This is a genomic window from Mesorhizobium sp. M6A.T.Cr.TU.014.01.1.1 (assembly GCF_004022765.1).
In the GTDB taxonomy this organism is placed as follows: Bacteria; Pseudomonadota; Alphaproteobacteria; order Rhizobiales; family Rhizobiaceae; genus Mesorhizobium; species Mesorhizobium mediterraneum.
The window spans coordinates 109,865-129,461 of the sequence record NZ_RZPG01000017.1; the positions used below are offsets into that span (position 1 = coordinate 109,865).

Below are 19,597 nucleotides of genomic sequence, written 5' to 3' on the forward strand. Positions count from 1 at the left end.
CCCGGGCTAACGGGTCGAGGAGACGATGATGAGTGGCGAATACGATGATCTCAAACGGCGTATGGACGGGGCGATCGCTGCGTTCAAGCACGATCTGGCTTCGCTGCGGACCGGTCGCGCCTCGAGCAACCTGCTCGACGCAATCCAGGTGCAGGCCTATGGCACCACCATGCCTATCAACCAAGTGGCGAACGTGTCGGTGCCGGAGCCGCGCATGATTTCGGTTTCGGTCTGGGACAAGTCGATGGTCGGCGCGGTCGATCGCGCCATCCGCGAATCCAATCTCGGCTTCAATCCGATCGTCGACGGCACCAATCTTAGAATTCCGCTGCCCGAGCTCAACGAGCAGCGCCGCAAGGAGCTGGTCAAGATCTCGCATGGTTATGCCGAGAATGCCCGCATCGCCGTGCGCCACGTGCGCCGGGACGGCATGGAGTTTCTCAAAAAGGCGGAAAAGGACGGCGATATCAGCGAGGACGATCAGCGCAAGCGGTCCGACCAGGTGCAGAAGCTCACCGACGAGATGATCGGCACCATCGACCATCTGCTTTCCGACAAGGAAGCTGAAATCATGCAGGTTTAAGGGTCCGACCCGAAAGCGAAACTATGACAAGCCCCGCGCATGTCGCGATCATCATGGACGGAAACGGACGCTGGGCCAAAGCGCGCGGCATGCCGCGGCTTGCCGGGCATCGTGCCGGCGTCGAGGCGCTACGCAACACGGTACGCGCCGCTCCTGGCCTCGGCATCTCCTTCCTGACCGTCTACGCTTTCTCGTCGGAAAACTGGTCGCGACCGAAGTCCGAAGTCAGCGACCTGATGGGTCTCTTGAAAATCTTCATCCGCCGCGATCTCGCCGAACTGCACCAGAGCGGCGTGCGGGTCAGGATCATCGGCGACAGGGCAGGGTTGCAGCCTGATATCAGGACCCTGCTTGAAGAGGCCGAAACGCTGACCATGCGCAATGAGGCGCTGACCCTGGTCATCGCCTTCAACTATGGCGGGCGTGACGAGATCGTGCGCACGGCGCGCAAGCTTGCCTCGGCGGTGGCACGCGGCGAGCTCGACAGCGAGGCGATCACGGCCGAATCCTTTGCCGGCTCTCTCGATACCCAGGGTATTCCGGACCCTGAACTGGTCATCCGCACCAGCGGCGAACTCAGGCTGTCGAATTTTCTTCTGTGGCAGGCGGCCTATAGCGAGCTCGTCTTCCTGCCTTGCTACTGGCCCGATTTCAGCCGCGAGCATTTGGCCGACGCATTGCGCGATTTCGCTGGCCGCGAGCGCCGTTTCGGCGGGCTTGGCGCTCAAGACGTCGCTGTGACGGCCAAGGGATGAGCAACCTCCAGCTTCGTATTATTTCCGCCATCGTGCTTGCCGTCGTCACGCTTGGTCTGACCTGGCTCGGCGGACTGCCTTTCCGGTTGCTTTGCGCCGCCATGTCGATCCTGATCTTCTATGAATGGACGCGAATGTGCCGCCCGGTCGCCGCGACGGGTCTTGGTCTTCTGCCGGATGCGCTGCTTCTGGTCTTCGTCGTCGCCTTGGTTGCCGGCCTGCCTGCGTCCTGGCTGCTGCTTCTTGCAGCAGTGATGGTCGTTGTCACCGTGGTCGTGGGTTCGATGCGCCAAACGGGACAGTGGGACCCGTCAGGCCTTGCCTATGCCGCCATTTCTGGCCTGTCGCTTGCTCTTTTGCGCGACGGCGATCATCCCGGCCTCGTCGCGATTCTTTTCCTGTTCGCGGTGGTTTGGGCGACCGACATATCAGCCTATTTCGTCGGCCGCGCTGTCGGCGGCCCGAAGCTGGCGCCGTCGATCTCGCCCGGCAAGACGCAGAGCGGGGCACTTGGCGGCGCGGTCGGCGGCGTGGTTGCCGGGCTGCTTTTGGCCGCCGCGGCCGGAGCCGGCAATCTCGCAGTGCTCGGCGTCGTTGCGCTCGTGCTTTCGATCGTCGCCCAGGCCGGTGATCTTTTCGAATCATGGGTGAAGCGCCGCCACGACCGCAAGGATTCGGGCACGCTGATACCTGGCCATGGCGGTGTCATGGACCGGGTCGACGGGCTTGTCGCGGCGGCCTTCGCCCTGTACGTCATCGGCTGGATTTCGGCGACCGCCGACCATCCGGCGCAGGGGCTGTTTCCAGCTTGATCGGCATTGTGTCTTGACTTGCGCAGGATGCGCCATGGATTCGCCTGGATTGATGTCACAGTCGCGGTACGATCGTGCTGCGGACGAGTTTTGAGGACATGAGTTGAACGAGATTCTTCACGCGGTTTTCAGCACGGAGGGCTTTTTCCTCGGCACGCTGGTGCCTTTCCTGTTCGTGCTGACCGTGGTCGTGTTCGTCCACGAGATGGGCCATTACCTCGTCGGCCGCTGGTGCGGCATTGGCGTAAAGGCCTTTTCGATTGGCTTCGGCCCGGAACTCTTCGGCTTCAATGACAGCCATGGCACACGCTGGAAACTCTGCGCCATTCCGCTTGGCGGCTATGTCAAATTCGTCGGCGACATGAATGCCACATCGAGCCAGCCCAGCTCGGAGGAGCTCGAATCGCTGACCAATGCCGAACGCAAGATTGCCTTTCACACGCAGCCGGTCTGGAAGCGCGCGGCGACTGTGGTGGCCGGCCCGTTGTTCAACTTCCTGCTGACGATTGCCGTCTTTGCGGTGCTGTTTTCCGCCTATGGCCGCCCTGTGATGGAGCCGATGGTGGCTGAAGTCACCGCCGGCAGTCCTGCGGCCAGGGCTGGCATCCTGCCTGGTGACCGATTCGTCAGCGTCAACGGCAGCAAGGTCCAAACGTTCTCCGACGTCCAGCGCCTGGTTTCGGGCCGCGGCGGCGATGCCATCACCTTCGTCATGCTGCGCGACGGCAAGGAGATCACCGCCACGGCGACGCCGGAGCTGATGGAGCAGCAAGATGGGCTGGGCAACAAGGTCAAAGTGGCCGTGATCGGCGTCGTCAACAATCAGGAATTCGGCCAACCCAGGCTAGTCACTTACAACCCGATCGAAGCGGTAGGGGCGGCGGTCGAGGAGACGGGATACATCATTCAGCGCACCGGTCAGTTCCTGCAGCGTTTCGTCGTCGGGCGCGAAGACAAATGCCAACTGGGCGGCCCAATCAAGATCGCAAAGATGTCGGGGCAGGCGGCAAAATTGGGCTTCGACTGGCTTGTGCAACTTGTCGCGCTGCTGTCGGTCGGCATCGGCATTCTCAACCTTTTGCCGATTCCCCCCCTCGACGGCGGCCATCTCTTGTTCTACGGCGTGGAGGCCGTCATTCGGCGACCGGTGTCGGAGCGGATGATGGAGATGGGCTATAGGGCTGGCTTCATGCTCGTGTTGGGCTTCATGGGGTTCGTTTTCTGGAACGATCTGTTTGGGTGCTGAAATCATGAAGAAATTTGGCTTCGGCACAGCCAACGTTGAGACGCCGTTTACCATGCGTGGGGATATGCGTGACGCGAAAGCCACGCAACAGGGTTAAGTAAATACAAATTAACCAGGAGCCTTGCGTGTAGGGAAAATCCGGTTAATACGGTAGGGGAAATTACCGCACGTCCGGTTTTCTCGCCGTGGGGACTTCGAGAAAAGGTACAAAAGCCCGATGAAGGCAGCATCCAAGTTTTTGAGCGCCGCGTCCGCGGTGGCCCTGTCCGCCGCTCTGGTCGTGCCAGGTGCGCTCGCAGTGCAATTCGTTGCCACATCGGCGGCCGAGGCCGCTGTTGTCTCAAGAGTTGAAGTCAGCGGCAATCAGCGTGTCGACGCCGACACGATCCGCAATTACATCACGATCAAGCCCGGCAAGGCCTTTTCCAGCGCCGATATCGACGATGCGGTCAAAGCGCTGTTCGGCACCGGGCTGTTCTCGGACGTCCAGATCAACCAGGTCGGTTCGTCGCTGGTCGTCAAGGTTTCCGAATATCAGGTCGTGAACCAGGTGCTGTTCCAGGGCAACAAGAAGCTCAAGGACAACGCCCTTGCGGCCGCGGTTCAGTTGAAGCCGCGTGGGACGTTCTCGCAGCAGGCGCTCGATGCCGACGTCGAGGCGGTCAAGGCCGCCTACAGGCGTATCGGTCGCGACGACGCCGCAGTGACCACCCAGATCATGGATCTCGGCGACAACCGCGTGAACGTGGTCTTCAACATCAACGAAGGCGGCCGCACGCAGATCGCCGCGGTCAATTTCGTCGGTAACAGCGCCTATTCGAGCCGTCGCCTGTCCGACGTCATCTCGACCAAGCGCTCGACCTTCCTTTCGTTCGTGCTGCGTGACGACGTCTATGACGACGACAAGCTGCGCGCCGACCAGGAGCTGCTGCGCCGTTTCTATTACAATCACGGCTATGCCGACTTCCAGGTCGTTTCCGCGGTCGGCGAGCTCGACGAGACCACCAACAAATACACGGTGACCATCACCGTGCAGGAGGGCGATCGCTACACATTCGGCGATGTCAGCGTCGAGAGCACCATTCCCGAGGTCGACGGCGCATCGCTGCAGTCGGTGGTCGAGACCCACAAGGGCGATGTCTACAACGCCAAGGACGTCGAAGACACCATCATCGCGCTGACCGAGAAGGTAGCCGGTTCCGGCTATGCCTTCGCTCAGGTGACGCCGCGCGGCGACCGCAATTTCGAGAACCACACCATTTCGGTGGTCTATACGATCGACCAGGGCACCAAGGCCTATGTCGAGCGCATCGAGATTCGCGGCAACGACCGGACACGCGACTATGTCATTCGTCGCGAATTCGACGTCAGTGAGGGCGATGCCTTCAACCAGGTTCTCATCCAGCGCGCGAAGAAGAGGCTGGAAGCGCTCGATTATTTTGAAAAAGTCGAGGTTTCCACTGTGCCCGGCTCTGAGCCAGACCAGGTGGTGCTCGTGGTCGACGTGGTCGAGAAATCGACCGGCGAGTTCTCGGTTGGCGCCGGCTATTCGACCGGCGGCGACACGTCAGGCCCATCCATCGAAGGCTCGATCACCGAGCGCAACTTCCTCGGACGCGGCCAGTTCATCAAGTTATCGGCGGGCGGCGGCAAGAATTCGCGCGACTACAGCTTCTCCTTCACCGAGCCCTATTTCCTCGGGCGGCGTATCGCTGCCGGCTTCGATGTCTTTAACCGGACTAGGGAATACTCCGACTATGAGAGCGAGACGATAGGCGCGACGGTGCGTTTCGGCCTGCCGATCACCGACAACATCTCGACGCAGCTGGGGTATAATATCTCGCAGGAGAAGTATAAGCTCGACGATGACTGCGATAACGACGGTGATGGCGTCGACGAGCCCTCGGACAATGATGGCATCCCCAGCGGCGACTGCGACATCTCTCAGGCAATCCTCCAGGGTATTGAGGAAAGCCCGTGGCTCAAGTCGTCGGTCAGTCTCGGCCTGGTCTACAATACCATCGACGACATGAAGAACCCGCATGAAGGCATCTACGCCAATGTCACCACGGAGGTGGCCGGCCTCGGCGGCGATGCCAAATTCATCAAGGTGACGGCGCGTGGAAGCGTCTACCAGACATTGTCGGAGCAGCTTGATCTGGTCGGCTTGATTTCGGGCGGAGCCGGCCACGTCCAAGGCTTCGGCGGCGGCGACCTGCGCATCTTCGATCATTTCCAGAGCAGCGACCGCATGATCCGCGGCTTTGCCTATGGCGGCATCGGTCCGGTCGACAATCAGGGCTTTGACGACCATCTCGGCGGCACCACCTATTTCAACGCCTCGGCGGAAGCCCAGTTTCCGATGCCGGTCATTCCGGAGAGCTTCGGCCTGCGCGGCGCGGTCTTCGCCGATGCGGCGACGCTCTATGGCAGCAAGGTCGATGCTTCACTGGTCGATCAATCATCGACAGACATGCAGTGGCGCGCCTCTGTCGGCGTCGGTCTGATGTGGGCGTCGCCGTTCGGTCCGATCCGCATCGACTATGCGATCCCGGTTCTCAAGGAAGACACCGACGACGTGCAGGAATTCAACTTCGGCATATCGACCCGCTTCTGATCGGCGGCAACGATGCTTCCGGGCTGTTGGGGTCCGGAAGAGAGTGATCCGACACTACAGAGCCGCGCGTCCTCTTGGACGCGCAAAGGACGCTGTAGCACTTTGATTTTGCGCATGATCCTCAGCGAAAATCGATTCCGATTTTCCGGGTCATGCGCTAGCTGGATATAGCTTCTGGAATGACCGATCCGGTGTTCTTCGCGCCCTCACGCCGGTACACGGCTGGCGAAGTCGCGAATCTGACCGGCTCGGCGCTTGTCGATACCGGCCTTTCCGACATATCGATCGAAGCCTTGGCGCCGGCGAGCGAAGGCGGTGAGCACGCCCTTGTCTTCGTCGACGGCAGACGCAACTTCGCGCTGATGCAATCGCTGCGGGCGGCGGCGGTCCTCTGTCCCGCCGAATTTGCCGGCAAGGCGCCGGCGGGCATCGCGGTTCTGGTCCATCCGCGCCCGCAACAGGCTTTCGCGATGGTCGGACGGCTTCTTTTCCCGGCTGCCGCCACACCGGCGCCGATGACCGGAGAAACCGGTATCTCACCGCATGCCCATATCGATCCTTCGGCGCACATTGAGGCCGGCGCGATCATCGAGGCCGGCGCGATCATCGGCCCCCGCGCTTCTATCGGCAGCGGATCCGTCATTGCTCCTCATGCCGTTATCGGTCCCTCCTGCCAGTTCGGCCGCGATGGCTATGTCGGTCCGGGCGCCAGCATCCAATACGCCCTGATCGGCAACCGCGTCATCATCCATGGCGGCGCCCGCATCGGTCAGGACGGTTTTGGCTTCGTAGCCGGCGCCAAGGGCCCGGAGCGCGTCCCGCAAATCGGCCGTGTCGTTATCCAGGACGATGTCGAAATCGGCTCGAACACCACAGTCGATCGTGGCGCCATGTCCGACACGATCATCGGCCAGGGCACCAAGATCGACAATCTGGTGCAGATCGCCCATAACGTTCGCATCGGCCGCAACTGCATAATCGCCGGTCTTTCGGGTATTTCCGGTTCCGTAACGGTGGGCGACAACGTCACCATGGGTGGCGGTGTCGGCCTTGCGGATCACCTGACCATAGGGACAGGGGCCAAGCTTGCCGCTAGAAGCGGGTTCATGAGCAACGTCCCTGCGGGCGAGATTTGGGGAGGGTATCCGGCACAGCCGATGGCGGAAGCCATGCGGGAGATCGCGGCCCTGCGAAGACTGGCCAGGGCGCGCAAATCCGGCGACGGAGGGAATAGCTGAGATGGTGGCGGCGACGACGCTCGAGGCGGTCGACATATTGGAGCTGATGAAGCTCCTGCCGCATCGCTATCCGTTCCTGATGATCGACCGCATTATCGACATCGATGGCGACGAGTCCGCTATCGGCATCAAGAACGTGACCATAAACGAGCCGCATTTTCAGGGTCATTTCCCGGACCAGCCGGTTATGCCCGGCGTGCTGATCGTCGAGGCGATGGCGCAGACGGCCGGCGCCATCTGCATCCGCAGCCTTGGCACCGAAAAACCGTCGCTGGTCTATTTCCTGACCATCGACAACGCCAAATTCCGCAAACCGGTCGTTCCCGGCGACCAGTTGAAGATCCATGTGAAGAAAATCAAGAAACGCGGCAACCTTCTCAAATTCGCCTGCGAGGCTCTGGTCGACGGCGTCAAGGCCGCGGAAGCCGAGATCTCGGCGATGATGGTTACGAGCGACTGACGATCGAATGCTTATGAAAATCCAGACAGTGATCCATCCATCTTCGGTCATCGAGGCAGGCGCTAAAATCGGCGAAGGCGTCCGCATCGGGCCGTTCTGCCACATCAGCGCCGACGCAGTGATCGGCGACCGCGTCGAACTGGTCAGCCATATCTCGGTAATGGGCGCGACCACCGTCGGGGCGTCGACCAAGGTCTATCCGATGGCGACACTGGGCGCGCCGCCGCAGAACACCAAGCACAAGGGCGGCCGCACCACGCTGGTCATCGGTGAGAACTGCACGATCCGCGAAGGCGTGACCATGCATCTCGGCACCGATTCCAGCCGCGGCGAGACGACGATCGGCGACAATGGCAACTTCCTTGCCTACGCCCACATCGCCCATGACTGCATCGTCGGCAATAACGCCACCTTCGCCAATGGAGCGACGTTGGGCGGCCATTGCGAGATCGGCGACAACGTCTATATCGGTGGCCTCACCGCCGTTCATCAGTTTGTCCGCGTCGGCGACAACGCCTTTCTCGGCGGTTGCTCGGCAATCGTCGGCGATGTCATTCCCTACGCCATCGCCGTCGGCAATCGCGCCAAACTTCGCGGCCTCAACATCATCGGCCTGAAGCGCGCCGGCCTGCCGCGCTCCGAGATCCATACGCTGCGAAAGGCCTACAGGACGATCTTCGATCGCTCCCGAACCGTCGGCGAAAACGTCGAGTTCGCCAAGGCGGAATTCGCCTCGTCACCGACCGCCATGAAAATCATCGATTTCATCGCCAGTCGCGGCAAACGGCACTATGCCGTCCCGTCGCTTAGGGGTGGCGACGGCGACGATGCAGATGACGAAGATTGAGGCCACCCGGACGGGCCTTGATCTTGCGCCAGATGCCAGGGTCGGCATCATCGCCGGCGGCGGCAGTTTGCCGGTCGAAGTTGCGATCAGCCTGGCCGGACAAGGCTACCCGCCCGTCATTATCCTGATCGAGGGCGAAGTCGACCGCAAGTCCGACCTCAGCGGCTACGAGCATGAGAGCCTCGCTCTGGAAGACATCGGTTCGCTGGCTTCGTTACTGAGGCGTCGACGGATCAGCCATCTCGTCCTTGCCGGCGAGATCAGGCGCCGGCCGAGACTGATCGACATGCGCCCGAGCCTCGGCTTGCTGGCTGTGGCGCCGTCGGTGGTCATGGCGCTTGCCCGTGGTGACGACGGTCTGTTGAAGGTTTTGACGCGGGCTCTGGAGGCGCGTGGGGTCAAGGTCGTCGGCGCCCATGAGATCGTGCCGGAACTGGTCGCGGCCGAAGGGACGTTGACCAAGGCAGCGCCGCGCAAATCCGACTGGCGCGACATCGAAGCGGCGCATGCGGCGGCAAAGGCCATCGGCGCGCTGGATATCGGCCAGGCAGCTGTCGCGATCGGCGGCCGCGCCATCGCGCTGGAAGGCGTCGAGGGCACCGATGGATTGCTTGATCGAACAAGGCAGTTGCGCGGCCATGGCAGACTTGCCGGCAGAACGCGCGGCGTCCTGGTCAAATGCGCCAAGCCCGGCCAGGAGTTGCGCGCGGACCTGCCCTCCATCGGCCCACAGACGATCGAGGCGGCGCATGCCGCCGGACTTGCCGGCATTGCCGTCGAAGCCGGCCGCTCGCTGGTTCTTGAAGGCCCCACCGTCGTCGCACGCGCCAATGCGCTCGGCCTGTTCGTGATTGGCCTGCCCGCTGCGGAGCCGGCGCATGGCGACTGACAAACCGCTGAAGATCGCCATCGTTGCCGGCGAGGAATCCGGCGATCTGCTTGGTGCCGACATCGTGGAGGCGCTCAAGCGCGCGACCGGCCGCGAGGTCCGGCTCGTCGGCATCGGCGGCCGCCATTTGCAGGCGCTCGGCCTCACGCCGCTCTTCGACGGCGGCGAGATCGCGCTGATGGGCTTGAGCGCCATCCTGCGCGACCTGCCGCGCCTGATGCGGCGGATCAGCCAGACGGCCAGCGCGGTCGCTGGTGGAAAGCCCGACTGTCTCATCACCATCGACAGCCCGGATTTTTCGCTGCGCGTGGCGAAGAAGGTTCGCGCCGCCGATCCGACGATCCCGATCGTTCACTATGTCTGCCCGAGCGTCTGGGCGTGGCGACCGGGCAGGGCGGTGGCGATGAAACCGTATGTCGACCATATCCTCTGCATCCTGCCTTTCGAAGTGAAGGAACTCGCACGCCTCGGCGGTCCGCCCGGCACCTATGTTGGCCATCGCCTCACACATGATCCGGGCGTGCTCGGCGCTGCCAAGGCGCAAAGCCTGCCGCGCGATCTGTCCGACGATCGTGTGAAGACACTGCTTGTGCTGCCCGGCTCGCGTCGCGGCGAGGTGCGACGGCTGGTCGGCCCATTCGGCAAGACGATCTCGATCCTGCGCGCGCGCGGACACCGCTTGCGCCTGCTGTTGCCGACGGTGCCGCATGTCGCCGACCTGGTCAGGGCTTCGGTCGCAAGCTGGGACGAGAATCCGGAGATCATCCTTGATACCGAGCGCAAATGGCAGGCCTTCGGCAAGGCCGATGCGGCGCTGATCGCATCGGGAACGGTGTCGCTGGAGTTGGCGCTGTCGGGTGTGCCGATGATCTCCTGCTACCGGCTCGATCCGGTCATGCGGATGGCCCAGCGCCTGATCACCGTATGGAGCGCCGCCTTGCCAAATCTCATCGCCGACCGTCCGGTCGTGCCGGAAAACTACAACGAATATGTGCGGCCGCATTATCTGGCGCGGCAGTTGGAGGCGCTGTTTTCCGACACCCCCTATCGCGCATGGCAGAAGGACGGTTTTGCCGAGGTGGCCAGACGCATGGCCGTCGACAGACCTTCGGGCGACATCGCAGCGGGGGTCGTGATGAAGTACATCAAGGGGTGAGTAGTGAGTAGTGAAGAAAATTCCTATTTACTACTCACTACTCACTTTTTCTTTTTACCGCTTCGCAATCGGCACGTAGTCGCGTTCCGGCGCACCTGTATAGAGCTGGCGTGGGCGGCCGATCTTCTGATGCGGATCCTCGATCATCTCTTTCCACTGCGCGATCCAGCCGACGGTGCGGGCGACTGCGAACAGCACCGTGAACATGGTGGTGGGGAAGCCCAGCGCCTTCAGCGTGATGCCGGAATAGAAATCGACGTTCGGATAAAGCTTCTTCTCGATGAAATAGGAGTCGGTCAGCGCGATCTTCTCCAGCTCCATGGCGATGTCGAGCAGCGGATCGTCCTTGATGCCGAGTTCGCCCAGAACCTCATGTGCGGTCTTCTGCATGATCTTGGCGCGCGGATCGTAGTTCTTGTAGACGCGGTGGCCAAAACCCATCAGCCGGAACGGGTCGTTCTTGTCTTTGGCGCGGGCGATGAATTCCGGGATGTGGTCGACATGGCCGATCTCGCCCAGCATGTTCAAGGCCGCCTCGTTGGCGCCGCCATGGGCCGGTCCCCACAGGCAGGCGATGCCGGCTGCGATGCAGGCAAACGGATTGGCGCCCGACGAGCCGGCGAGGCGGACGGTCGATGTCGAGGCGTTCTGCTCGTGATCGGCGTGCAGGATAAAGATGCGCTCCATCGCGCGGGCCAGCACCGGGTTGATCTTGTATTCCTCGCACGGCACGGCAAAGCACATATGCAGGAAGTTGGCCGCGAAATTCAGCTCGTTCTTCGGGTAAATGAAGGGCTGGCCGATGTGATATTTGTAGGCCATCGCCGCGATCGTCGGCATTTTCGCGATCAGCCGCATCGATGCGACCATGCGCTGATACGGGTCCGAGATGTCGGTGGAATCGTGATAGAAGGCCGACAGCGCGCCGACCACGCCGCACATCACCGCCATCGGGTGCGCGTCGCGGCGAAAGCCGGTGAAGAAGCGCGACATCTGCTCATGCACCATGGTGTGGCGCGTCACCCGGTAGTCGAAATCGTCCTTCTGCGCCTTGGTCGGCAATTCGCCGTAGAGCAAGAGATAGCAGACTTCGAGGAAGTCGCCATGCTCGGCCAGCTGGTCGATGGGATAGCCGCGATGCAAAAGGATGCCGGCATCGCCGTCGATGAAAGTGATCTCCGACTCGCAGCTTGCCGTCGACGTGAAGCCGGGATCGTAGGTGAAGGCCCCGGTGGTGCTGTAAAGCGAGCCGATATCGATGACATCAGGTCCGACCGAGCCGCTTCGCACCTTGAGTTCGTGAGTTTTGCCGCCGAACTCAAGTTTTGCAGTCGACGCCTGGGTTTTGCCGCCAAATTCCATTTTTGTCGCAGCTTCGGACATTGCAAACTCCTTTTGGTTTTCTCATGCCGGCAAAGGCGAAATATCTGCAACGCAACACGTCGAAAGGATCGGAGTCCGCGCGTTTGCGCCCGCAATTGGATTTGCGTGCCAAATTGGGCCAAGACCTAATGTTGCACTGCGAAACCCACCTTTCAATGCCAATCTTCTTGGGCCAGTTTTGCTAATCGATTTGATCCGCGACGCGCGCCAGGCTTTCCTCACGACCAAGCACGGCAAGCACGTCGAACACGCCGGGCGAGGTGCTCTTGCCGGTGAGCGCGGCACGCAAAGGTTGGGCCACGGCGCCGAGCTTATGGCCGCCGGCCAGCGCATATTCGCGGATCGCTGCTTCCGCCGCTTCGGCCGTCCAATCGCCTGAAATCGTCTTCAGCGCCGCGTGCGCGCCCCGCAGGATCTCGCGCGCGTCACCACCGAGCAATGCAGCCGCCTTCTCGTCGATCGGCAGCGGCCGCTCGGCAAACAGGAAGGCGGCACCGTCGGCCAGCTCGACCAGCGTCTTGGCGCGCTCCTTCAGGCCTGGCAGGGCGGCAAGCAACTGCGCCTTGCGCGTGTCATCGAGGCGCGCTGCGATCGCCGGGCCGCCTTCGAGATAGGGCAAGGTGGCGATGAAGATATCGAGCAATTCGGCGTCGTTCATGCGGCGCATGTGCACGCCGTTCAGCGCCTCGAGCTTGGCGAAGTCGAAGCGGGCGGCTCCCTTGTTGACGTCGCCGATGTCGAACCAAGCAATCATGTCGGCGATCGACATGATCTCGTCGTCGCCGTGGCTCCAGCCGAGCCGCGCCAGGTAGTTGAGCAGTGCCTCGGGCAGATAGCCCATGGCACGATAGGCTTCGACGCCGAGGGCCCCGTGCCGCTTCGACAGCTTGGCGCCGTCGGCGCCATGGATCAGCGGGATATGCGACATCGACGGCACGTCCCAGCCCATGGCCCGATAGATCACCGTCTGGCGGGCGGCGTTGGTCAGATGGTCGTCGCCGCGGATGATGTGGGTAATGCCCATATCGTGATCGTCGACGACGACGGCATGCATATAGGTCGGATTGCCGTCCGAGCGCAGGATGATGAAATCGTCGAGATCCTTGTTGGGAAAGCGGACATCGCCCTGCACGAGGTCATGCACCACCGTCTCGCCATCGGCCGGCGCCTTGATGCGGATGGCGCCCTTGGCGCCGGCCGGCGCCTCCGACGGGTCGCGATCGCGCCAGCGGCCGTCATAGCGGGGAGGCAGCCCCTTGGCCCGCGCGCTCTCACGCATCGCCTCCAGCTCAGCCGGCGTCGCATAGCAGTAATAGGCCTTGCCGAGGCGCACCAGCTCCTCGGCGACAGCGCGGTGGCGCGGCGCGCGCTCGAACTGCGATACCGGCTCGCCGTCCCAGGTGAGGCCGAGCCAGGAGAGCCCGTCGAGAATGGCGGCGGTTGCCGCATCGGTCGAACGCTCACGATCGGTGTCTTCAATGCGCAGCAGCATCTTGCCGCCGGTGTGTTTCGAATACAGCCAGTTGAACAGCGCCGTCCGGGCCCCGCCAATATGCAGGAAGCCGGTGGGCGAGGGGGCAAAACGGGTGACGACCTTGTCGGACATGGAACTCTCGGGCAAGCGCAGGAAACCGATGTGGTTGCGCGGACTTTCGCGCGTCGCGCGTTCATGTAGCATAGGAGGTCAAGGGCGCAAGGGGCAGACCCGATGGCTGGACCAGGCCGCGGCGTGGACGAGAGCGAGGGCGCGATCGCGAGCGTCAGCGAACGATCGCTGTTTGCCGACGTTTCTCCCGTCGAGCCGCTACCCGTTTCGCTGCCTGCGTCGCAACCCGGCATCCAGCCTCTCTCGCCGGACCGCTCCGCCCCAATACCGGCTCCAATACCCGGGCCTGTCGTTCATTTCCGCCGTCTTTCACTATCCGCTATCCGCAACAGCGTGGTTTCGGCGGCGGGCATGGAGCTCGACCGCGGCGTCGCCTTCCTGCTGGTGCCGGTTTTCCTGGCATCCGGAGTGATCGTCTATTTCTCGCTTGCCGTGGAACCGGACTTTCCGCAGCCCATTGCCGTGGTGGTCCTCACGGCATTGTGCGCAGCGGTCACGCGGTCATGGCGCAAAACACATTTGTGTTTCATGGCAGCGTTGCTGTGCGCGCTCGGTGTGCTCGCCGCCAAGGTTGAAACCTGGCGCGCGGGAACGCAGATGCTCGGTTCGGTAATCCAGACCCAACTCACCGGCCGCGTCGTCAGGCTCGACCAGATGGCGAACGGCCGGATCAGGCTGACCCTCGACGTGATATCGACCGCCCGGCCGACACTGCGTTATGCACCGGAACGTGTCAGGGTTTCGGCACGCAAAATTCCCGCTGAGATGACCGCAGGCTCGGTGGCAACCGGCTATGCAAGGCTTTTGCCTCCGACTGGCCCGGTTCGGCCCGACAGCTATGACTTCTCCTTTGACAGCTATTTCGCCGGTATCGGCGCCAGTGGCTTTTTCCTCGGCAATCCGAAGATCGTCGCTTCCGAAGATGCACCGTTAGCAGCGCGCCTTTCTTCGTCGATCGAAAAGGCGCGTGAAACCATCGCCGACCATATCAGGGACAGCATCGGTGGCGCCGAGGGGGAGATTGCCGCTGCGCTGATCGTCGGCGTGCGTGCCGGCATCCCCGAAGAGATCAACGAATCGATGCGGCGCACCGGCATCTACCACATCATCTCCATTTCCGGCCTGCACATGGCGCTTGTCGCCGGCACCATCATGGGATTGCTGCGCGGCGCCTTTGCGCTGTTTCCCGATTTTTCGTCGCGCCGGCCGGTCAAAAAATATGCGGCTGCAGCCGCACTCCTTTCCATCGCTGCCTATCTCATTTTTTCCGGCATCGCGGTCGCGGCTGAGCGCAGCTTCATCATGCTCGCGGTAATGCTTGTCGCCGTGCTGTTCGACCGGGCTGCGCTCACCATGCGCAATCTTACGATTTCAGCCATCGCCGTCATCGTCGTGTCGCCGCACGAGGTGGTCGGCCCAAGCTTCCAGATGTCCTTCGCCGCGACCGCGGCTCTCGTGGGCGCCTATGCCGGCTGGTCCGACTATCGTGCCGACAAGGCCACGGCGCCGCCACAACGACGGTCACCGGCCGCTTTCGTCACGCGGAAGCTCGTCGCTGGAACCGGCACCATCGCCATGACCTCCATCATTGCCGGCAGCGCCACCGCGCTCTTCGCCATCTGGCACTTCCAGCGCGTCTCGCCGCTCAGTCTGTTTGCCAATCTGGCCGTCATGCCGATCGTCACGGTCGTCATGTTCCTGGCGGTCGTCAGCGCCTTGGCAATGCCTTTCGGCTTCGACGGACCTTTCCTCTACATGATGGGCAAGGGGCTGACGGCCATGATTGCAATATCGGGATGGATCTCCGAACGTTCGCCGGTCGATGCAGTCGGGCTGATTTCGTTGCAGTCGGTTCTGCTGGTGACGGTCGCCCTGGTCATCGCCACGATGGCGACGACATGGTTGCGGCTTGCGGCACTTCCCTTTGCGCTTGCCGGCCTGCTGACGATTTCCGAGACGCGAACCCCCGACGTGCTGATCTCGGAGGATGCGCATCTGGTGGCGCTGCCGATCGGCGGCGGCGAACTTGCCGTCAACCGGGTGCGCTCGAACGAATTCACCACCGACAACTGGAAACATGCGCTGACTTCAGCGACCATTGTCGAGCCGGAGACGTTCGAAAAAGGAGACGTGCGGTTCGACATCGCCGACCCGGCCGACCTGCCGCCGGGAGCGCCTTTCTATTGCACTGCCGGCCTGTGCCTCGCCCGGCATCCGTCCGGCGCGATCATCGCGCTCGCCGACGACCGCAAAATCGCGCGGCCAGCCTGTGCCTTTGCGGACTTGATCGTCATCGACGATGCCACGGCCTATTATAATCCCTGCCGCAACCCGCTGGTCCTCGTCGTGACCAAACGGCAGCTCGCTCGCATGGGCAGTGCCGCCGTCTTTTTCGATCCGCTATCGGCGACGACGCGCGCAGAAATCCGTTTTGCCGTCAAACAGCCATATAGGCCTTGGCATGAGCAGCGGAGATTTTCGCGCGAGGCGAGGGGCCTGCCGCCATACCGTAAGCCTGAGAAACCCAAGAAAGCTGCCGTTCAGTAACGTCGGATCAATCCGACGAGCTTGCCTTGCACCTTGACCCGGTCCGGCCCGAAGATGCGCGTCTCATAGGCCGGGTTGGCGGCTTCCAGGGCGATCGAGGCGCCTTTGCGGCGGAACCGCTTCAGCGTCGCTTCCTCCTCGTCGACCAGGGCGACAATGATCTCGCCAGGCTGGGCGGTGTCGGCGTTGCGAATGATGACCGTGTCGCCGTCGAAGATGCCGGCCTCGATCATCGAATCACCCTTGACCTCCAGCGCGTAGTGCGCGCCGCCGGTGATCATGTCCGGTGGCACCGAGATCGAATGCGTCTGGTGCTGGATGGCATCGATCGGCACACCGGCAGCGATGCGGCCCATCACCGGGATGGAGACAGTGGCAACGACGTCGTCGTCATTGCCGGCCGCAGGCATGCGTGACGGCGCCGGCTTGATCTGTCGGCCGAGGCTGCCCTGCCCAAGGCTGCCCTGAATGACGCTCGGCGAGAATTTGCGTGCCGCATTGAGGCCGGGCGCGATCGAATCGGGCAGGCGCAGCACTTCCAGCGCGCGGGCGCGGTTGGGCAGCCGGCGAATGAAGCCGCGCTCCTCCAGCGCCGTGATCAGCCGATGGATTCCCGATTTGGACGCGAGATCGAGCGCTTCCTTCATCTCGTCAAACGAGGGCGGAATGCCGCTTTCCTTCAGCCGCTCGTGGATGAACATCAGCAGCTCATGTTGTTTGCGTGTCAGCATCGCGACCCCCAACAGAATCAGAAAAACAAACCCAGAACAAACACTATCTGTTCCAGTTGTGTTCCGCAACTGTTTAAAGTTTAATGAATGCGTTGACGTTTTGTTCAGCGTAGCATCAGCACGCTGCAGGCGGTGCCTGTCGCTGCGGGGGGAGCGAATGGCTCGCGCACGATCAGCCCGTTGGCGTCGGCCAGCATTCTGAGCATCGAGGAATCCTGGATGCCGAACGGCGTCGCCTTGAGCGTGCCGGCGTCTTCCTTCACCACGGCGCGTACATAGTCCTGCCTGATATCGTTGGCCGCCATGGCGGCACCGAGCCGCGCCTGACGCATGTCCTGCCGGTAGGCGCGTCCGCCAAGCCGCGCAAGCAGCGGCTTCAGGAAGAGCTGCGTGCAGACCAGGCTCGCCACCGGATTGCCGGGCAGGCCGATGCAGCGGATGTCGCCCAGCCGGCCGAACATCAGCGGCTTGCCGGGCCGCATGGCGATCTTCCAGAAATCGAGCGTCATGCCTTCGCCGGTCAGCACGTCGTGGACGAGGTCGTGGTCGCCGACCGAGGCGCCGCCCAGCGTGACGATGACGTCAGCCCCTGCGTTAACTGCCTTTTTCACCAGCGCGGCAATCGCCTCTTTGCGGTCGGGGGCGATGCCGAGGTCGAGCGCGCTGGCGCCGACCGAGCGGGCCGCGGCAGCGACGCCATAGGCGTTGGACGAGATGATCTGGTCCGGGCCAAGGTCGCTGCCTGGCGGCAGCAATTCGTCGCCGGTGGCGATGATGGCGACCAGCGGCCGTTTCACCACACTGACCTGCGGATGGTTGGCCGACGCTGCCAGCGACAACGCCGCCGGATCAAGCAGGCGGCCTTTCTCCAGCAGAACGTCGCCCTTCAAGAAATCGAGCCCGAGGCGGCGGATGTTGCGGCCTTCAACCGTCGACGCGGTCACTTCGATGCTGCCGCCGCCGAGGTCGCGGACATTCTCCTGGATGACGATGGTGTCAGCGCCTGCGGGAAGCGGCGCGCCGGTGAAGATGCGCACGGCCTGCGCCGGGCCGACTGTTCCGGCAAAGCCGCGTCCGGCCGGCGCCATGCCGATCACCGCAAGTGTTGCCGGCACGGAGGCGACATCCTCGGCCCGCACTGCATAGCCGTCCATGGCGGACGCGTTGAAGGGCGGCTGGGTGCGGAGCGCCGTGAGCGGGTCCGCCAGTATCCGGTCGGCGGCGTCCATCAGGGTGACGCTTTCAGCTTGCAAGGGCGCAGCATCTTCAAGCAGGCGCTCGAGCGCGTCGGCAACCGGAAGCAGCGCCATTATTGGCCTGCCCCTTGGGCGCCTACTTTGTAGACGCCGGATTTGCCGCCGGTCTTTTCCACCAGCCTGATGCCGGAGATCACCATGGCGCGGTCGACCGCCTTAGCCATGTCGTAGATGGTCAGGCAAGCGACCGAGACGGCGGTCAGCGCCTCCATCTCGACGCCGGTCTTGCCGGTGACGCGGGCCAGCGCCGTGACCTTCAGGCCAGGCAGCGTCGCGTCCGGTTCGATGTCGACGGATATCTTGGTCAACAGCAGCGGGTGACAGAGCGGGATCAGCTCATGCGTCCTCTTGGCCGCCATGATGCCGGCGATGCGCGCCGTGCCCAGCACGTCGCCTTTCTTGGCATCGCCGTCGAGGATCATCTTCAGCGTTTCTGGCCGCATCGAGACAAGACCTTCGGCGATCGCCGTGCGGGTCGTTTCCGCCTTGTCGCCGACATCGACCATATTGGCTTCGCCTTTCGCGCCAAGATGGGTGAGGGCAGCCGTCATCGTCAGACGGCCTTAGAACGACGTGCGTCCGTTTGGACGCACATAGCACGCTCTAACACTTTGGATTTATGCATCGTGCTCTCCGAAAATCGATTCCGATTTTCGGGCCGATGCATGAGCCGGCGCCTTGCCCGTCAAAAGCAGGTGCGTTGCGGCGGCCACGTCCTGTTGCCGCATCAGGCTCTCGCCGACGAGGAAGGTGCCGATGTCGCTTTTTTCCAGCCTGCGGCAATCTTCGTGCGAGAAAATACCGCTCTCGCTGACCAGCAGGCGGTCGGCCGGCACCATCGTCGCGAGCCGCTCCGAAGTATCGAGACTGGTTTCGAACGTCCGGAGGTTGCGGTTGTTGATGCCGATCAGCCGTGACGACAGTTTCAGCGCGCGTTCCGTCTCGGCTTCGTCATGCACCTCGATCAGCGCGTCCATGCCGAGCTCGAAAGCCGTCATTTCGAGCTCCCTGGCCACGGCGTCATCGACGCTCGCCATGATGATCAGGATGGCGTCAGCGCCCCACGCACGGGCTTCGAACACCTGATAAGGCTCGAACAGAAAATCCTTGCGCAAGGCGGGCAATGTCACGGCACTGCGCGCATCGGTGAGGAATTCAGGCGCGCCCTGGAAGGACGGCGCGTCGGTCAGCACCGAGAGGCAGGCGGCGCCACCTTTCGCATAGGCCCTGGCCAGTGCCGGCGGATCGAAATCGGCTCGGATCAGGCCCTTGGAAGGGCTCGCCTTCTTGATCTCGGCGATCAGCGCGAAGCTGCCGGATTTGCGCCTGGCTTCAAGGGCCGAGAGAAAGCCGCGCGGCGCATCGGTGTCCTTCGCCCGCGCCTTGATCTCGGCAAGCGGCACGCGCGCCTTCGCCGCCGCGATCTCGTCGCGCTTGTAGGCTTCGATCTTGCGCAGGATATCAGACACGG

At 62.7% G+C, this 19,597-nt stretch carries 16 protein-coding genes and 1 pseudogene; 11 read left to right on the forward strand and 6 right to left on the reverse strand.

From position 1 onward, the window contains the following. Positions 1–28: 28 nt before the first annotated feature. The 10 genes and pseudogenes from frr (at position 29) to lpxB (ending at position 10,603) form a co-directional block, all read left to right on the forward strand. A complete protein-coding gene (gene frr, locus EN885_RS20070; protein ID WP_095485252.1) occupies positions 29–583 on the forward strand; it encodes a ribosome recycling factor in 555 nt (184 codons plus the stop codon). 11 nt (positions 584–594) lie between these two features. Then, positions 595–1,338: pseudogene (locus tag EN885_RS20075) on the forward strand (isoprenyl transferase); the annotation flags it as partial. Then, positions 1,335–2,150, forward strand: coding sequence for a phosphatidate cytidylyltransferase (locus tag EN885_RS20080; protein ID WP_128242569.1), 816 nt, complete (start codon positions 1,335–1,337; stop codon positions 2,148–2,150). The pseudogene EN885_RS20075 and the gene EN885_RS20080, both read left to right, overlap by 4 nt. A gap of 103 nt (positions 2,151–2,253) precedes the next feature. Beyond that, positions 2,254–3,396 (forward strand): RIP metalloprotease RseP, encoded by a 1,143-nt coding sequence (gene rseP, locus EN885_RS20085; protein ID WP_126106482.1) that lies wholly within the window; start codon positions 2,254–2,256, stop codon positions 3,394–3,396. A gap of 217 nt (positions 3,397–3,613) precedes the next feature. Further along, a complete protein-coding gene (bamA, locus tag EN885_RS20090) occupies positions 3,614–6,013 on the forward strand; it encodes an outer membrane protein assembly factor BamA (RefSeq protein ID WP_128242570.1) in 2,400 nt (799 codons plus the stop codon). A 179-nt stretch (positions 6,014–6,192) separates the two neighbouring features. Then, the gene (gene lpxD / locus EN885_RS20095) at positions 6,193–7,251 is read left to right on the forward strand and encodes a UDP-3-O-(3-hydroxymyristoyl)glucosamine N-acyltransferase (protein WP_128242571.1); all 1,059 of its coding nucleotides are present in this window, start codon (positions 6,193–6,195) and stop codon (positions 7,249–7,251) included. Beyond that, the gene (gene fabZ, locus EN885_RS20100) at positions 7,244–7,711 is read left to right on the forward strand and encodes a 3-hydroxyacyl-ACP dehydratase FabZ (RefSeq protein WP_128242572.1); all 468 of its coding nucleotides are present in this window, start codon (positions 7,244–7,246) and stop codon (positions 7,709–7,711) included. Before lpxD ends, fabZ begins: the two co-directional genes overlap by 8 nt. A 13-nt stretch (positions 7,712–7,724) precedes the next feature. Further along, on the forward strand, positions 7,725–8,558 hold the full coding sequence (gene lpxA, locus EN885_RS20105) for an acyl-ACP--UDP-N-acetylglucosamine O-acyltransferase (RefSeq protein WP_126107484.1): 834 nt from the start codon (positions 7,725–7,727) through the stop codon (positions 8,556–8,558). Beyond that, positions 8,545–9,447: a UDP-2,3-diacylglucosamine diphosphatase LpxI gene (gene lpxI / locus EN885_RS20110; RefSeq protein WP_164547198.1), complete on the forward strand. Its 903-nt coding sequence runs from the start codon at positions 8,545–8,547 to the stop codon at positions 9,445–9,447. Before lpxA ends, lpxI begins: the two co-directional genes overlap by 14 nt. After that, positions 9,437–10,603 (forward strand): lipid-A-disaccharide synthase, encoded by a 1,167-nt coding sequence (lpxB, locus tag EN885_RS20115; RefSeq protein ID WP_128242573.1) that lies wholly within the window; start codon positions 9,437–9,439, stop codon positions 10,601–10,603. The genes lpxI and lpxB overlap by 11 nt, the downstream gene beginning before the upstream one ends. Positions 10,604–10,657: 54 nt before the next feature. Here lpxB and gltA read toward each other — a convergent pair whose 3' ends face one another. Beyond that, complete coding sequence (gene gltA / locus EN885_RS20120; protein WP_095485242.1) at positions 10,658–11,986, reverse strand: citrate synthase; 1,329 nt, start codon at positions 11,984–11,986, stop codon at positions 10,658–10,660. A gap of 181 nt (positions 11,987–12,167) precedes the next feature. Then, positions 12,168–13,592 carry a glutamate--tRNA ligase gene (gltX, locus tag EN885_RS20125; RefSeq protein WP_128242574.1) on the reverse strand — a complete coding sequence of 475 codons (1,425 nt, stop codon included), beginning with the start codon at positions 13,590–13,592 and terminating at the stop codon, positions 12,168–12,170. Between the two features lie 102 nt (positions 13,593–13,694). Here gltX and EN885_RS20130 point away from each other — a divergent pair, with 102 nt between their 5' ends. Next, a complete protein-coding gene (locus EN885_RS20130) occupies positions 13,695–16,139 on the forward strand; it encodes a ComEC/Rec2 family competence protein (protein WP_128242575.1) in 2,445 nt (814 codons plus the stop codon). On the opposite strand, the gene lexA is transcribed toward EN885_RS20130, so the two are convergent. The 4 genes from lexA to trpC all read right to left on the reverse strand — a co-directional run bounded on the left by lexA (position 16,133) and on the right by trpC (position 19,595). Next, positions 16,133–16,870: a transcriptional repressor LexA gene (lexA, locus tag EN885_RS20135; protein WP_126106489.1), complete on the reverse strand. Its 738-nt coding sequence runs from the start codon at positions 16,868–16,870 to the stop codon at positions 16,133–16,135. The two genes, EN885_RS20130 and lexA, sit on opposite strands and share 7 nt — an antisense overlap. A gap of 104 nt (positions 16,871–16,974) precedes the next feature. Further along, on the reverse strand, positions 16,975–18,180 hold the full coding sequence (gene glp, locus EN885_RS20140) for a gephyrin-like molybdotransferase Glp (RefSeq protein ID WP_128242576.1): 1,206 nt from the start codon (positions 18,178–18,180) through the stop codon (positions 16,975–16,977). Continuing rightward, positions 18,180–18,677: a cyclic pyranopterin monophosphate synthase MoaC gene (gene moaC / locus EN885_RS20145; RefSeq protein ID WP_127203845.1), complete on the reverse strand. Its 498-nt coding sequence runs from the start codon at positions 18,675–18,677 to the stop codon at positions 18,180–18,182. The genes glp and moaC overlap by 1 nt, the downstream gene beginning before the upstream one ends. Positions 18,678–18,743: 66 nt before the next feature. Continuing rightward, positions 18,744–19,595: an indole-3-glycerol phosphate synthase TrpC gene (gene trpC / locus EN885_RS20150; protein ID WP_128242577.1), complete on the reverse strand. Its 852-nt coding sequence runs from the start codon at positions 19,593–19,595 to the stop codon at positions 18,744–18,746. Positions 19,596–19,597: the final 2 nt, after the last annotated feature.

What these genes read in the sequence shown, in the direction of transcription:
- EN885_RS20130 (WP_128242575.1), top strand. Translation starts at nt 13,695, where the DNA reads ATGGCTGGACCAGGCCGCGGCGTGGACGAGAGCGAGGGCGCGATCGCG.
- glp (WP_128242576.1), bottom strand. Translation starts at nt 18,180, where the DNA reads ATGGCGCTGCTTCCGGTTGCCGACGCGCTCGAGCGCCTGCTTGAAGAT.
- lpxA (WP_126107484.1), top strand. Translation starts at nt 7,725, where the DNA reads ATGAAAATCCAGACAGTGATCCATCCATCTTCGGTCATCGAGGCAGGC.
- moaC (WP_127203845.1), bottom strand. Translation starts at nt 18,677, where the DNA reads ATGACGGCTGCCCTCACCCATCTTGGCGCGAAAGGCGAAGCCAATATG.
- gltX (WP_128242574.1), bottom strand. Translation starts at nt 13,592, where the DNA reads ATGTCCGACAAGGTCGTCACCCGTTTTGCCCCCTCGCCCACCGGCTTC.
- lpxI (WP_164547198.1), top strand. Translation starts at nt 8,545, where the DNA reads ATGACGAAGATTGAGGCCACCCGGACGGGCCTTGATCTTGCGCCAGAT.
- lpxD (WP_128242571.1), top strand. Translation starts at nt 6,193, where the DNA reads ATGACCGATCCGGTGTTCTTCGCGCCCTCACGCCGGTACACGGCTGGC.
- bamA (WP_128242570.1), top strand. Translation starts at nt 3,614, where the DNA reads ATGAAGGCAGCATCCAAGTTTTTGAGCGCCGCGTCCGCGGTGGCCCTG.
- frr (WP_095485252.1), top strand. Translation starts at nt 29, where the DNA reads ATGAGTGGCGAATACGATGATCTCAAACGGCGTATGGACGGGGCGATC.
- lpxB (WP_128242573.1), top strand. Translation starts at nt 9,437, where the DNA reads ATGGCGACTGACAAACCGCTGAAGATCGCCATCGTTGCCGGCGAGGAA.
- lexA (WP_126106489.1), bottom strand. Translation starts at nt 16,870, where the DNA reads ATGCTGACACGCAAACAACATGAGCTGCTGATGTTCATCCACGAGCGG.
- EN885_RS20080 (WP_128242569.1), top strand. Translation starts at nt 1,335, where the DNA reads ATGAGCAACCTCCAGCTTCGTATTATTTCCGCCATCGTGCTTGCCGTC.
- gltA (WP_095485242.1), bottom strand. Translation starts at nt 11,986, where the DNA reads ATGTCCGAAGCTGCGACAAAAATGGAATTTGGCGGCAAAACCCAGGCG.